The organism is bacterium endosymbiont of Bathymodiolus sp. 5 South (assembly GCF_900128535.1).
GTDB lineage: Bacteria > Pseudomonadota > Gammaproteobacteria > PS1 > Pseudothioglobaceae > Thiodubiliella.
This window is the reverse complement of record NZ_FQTR01000268.1, coordinates 1-1,677: the sequence shown is the minus strand read 5'-3', so window position 1 is coordinate 1,677 and position 1,677 is coordinate 1. Positions and strand designations below refer to the sequence as shown.

At 38.9% G+C, this 1,677-nt stretch carries 1 protein-coding gene; it reads left to right on the top strand.

Annotated features, from left to right (window positions below; translation table 11 throughout):
• Nucleotides 1–53: 53 nt before the first annotated feature.
• On the top strand, nt 54–1,677 hold a 1,624-nt coding region (locus tag BBROOKSOX_RS10705; protein WP_257607870.1), incomplete at its 3' end, for a C80 family cysteine peptidase.

Sequence of the window (1,677 nt, the reverse complement as noted above, 5' to 3'; positions counted from 1 at the left end):
GACCTCCAGCTTTTGTTGATGATATAGATCGGTTAAGAAGTTTTTTTTCGACAATGCTTCCAAGTTTAGATAAAAGAGATCTAGAAGAATTAGCGCAATCGACCTCCTCTATGTACAAGTTAATAAGCAGTAAAAAAACATTCCTTATTGCTAGAGATGCTTGGAAAGATCATGTTCAAGAGCGTGAAGAAATGCAATTAGATAGAGGGGGTGAGGCAATTATTTTAGCCGGGGCTATGCATATCTTGTCACATAAGGTTGACATGTCATTATACCCAATGTTCAACGCAAACGCACATCCTGCTTATCAATACTTTAATGCAGATAAGAGCGTTGCTTTGGTGACAGGGCAATCAATTCAAAATAATAGAACTACCGATCGTGGAAACGACAACGCCGCCCCCGAATATGCACTCTGGCTTAAAGGCAAAGACAAGTCAATGAAGAACGCATCCTTATTTGTCGGTCAAAAAACTCCCATGGAAAAATTATTTGGAGACAAAATCAGTTTACTACCAAAATCTTTATCAGATCTAGAACCTCCCACCAAATACGAAAGTCATATTGTTATTCGAGATTCATACGACAAAGCTGCCGCTACTGTAAGCAGGGAGCAAGTCGACAAATTACACAAAAAACACAACAAAGAAGATGTTGTCGTCATTGAAAAAATGCAAAATGGAAAACTCGTCGTCACTCAAGGAGATATCCAAAATGTGAAAGGCGAATACAAAGTCCATATCATAGGGCATGGGTATAAAGATAAGTATGGCACTGAAATACTAGCAGGCAAAGACGGCAAACTGATGGCACAAGGCATAAGAGGATTAGAAAAGTCAATTCGAGATAACCCCTATGCAAAACTTGCCAGTGTTTTACTATTGAATTGCTGTGGTGCTGCTTCTAGCACTTGGGGTGCGAACCTAGTTAAAGATTTTAAGAAAGCATTAAATAACGAATCTGTAAAAATTAAAAGCCGTAACCACATTGACTCTGAGCATCAAGAAAAAACTGTTCTTAATGAAGAGTCTTCACAAGACAACAAAGACCCAGTAGACACAAAGCCCCAACAACAGCCCAGCACATCCAAATACGATTCCCGCCTAATCATCCAAATGTCAAACGATGAAACCGCCAACAGCATGCAACAAAAAATAACAAAAAGACAAAACGAACGCCACGACCCCGAAAAAGTCGTTGTTGTCAAAGTCAATGAAAACAATGAATTAGATTTTGTTCAAGGCAATACAAAAAACTTAACAGGCAAGCTAAAAACCCAAGTCATAGGACACGGCGCTAGAACAAACAATGTCAACACACTAGAAGGGCGACAGGGCTTTGAAATCGCAGAACTCATTAAAACACTCGTCCCCAAAGAAGCAATGTTAACAAAACTTTCATTAGTAAGCTGTAACAGTGGAGATTGCATGGCTGGAATAACCAATATGGTAACCGATGTAAAAGAATTATTTAATAAATCTCTTATAGTCAAAGGCTACCAAGGCACAGTCAATGCTAATGACAACGGCAAAGTAATAATGGTAGCCAACGGCAAACCCGGCATGGCACCCAGTGATATCGATTCATTAAAACAAAAAGCAGATGAATTAGACCAACAATTAGAAAAACTAACAGACAAAATGGAAGAAATAATAACGGCACAAAGCCAAGCATTAG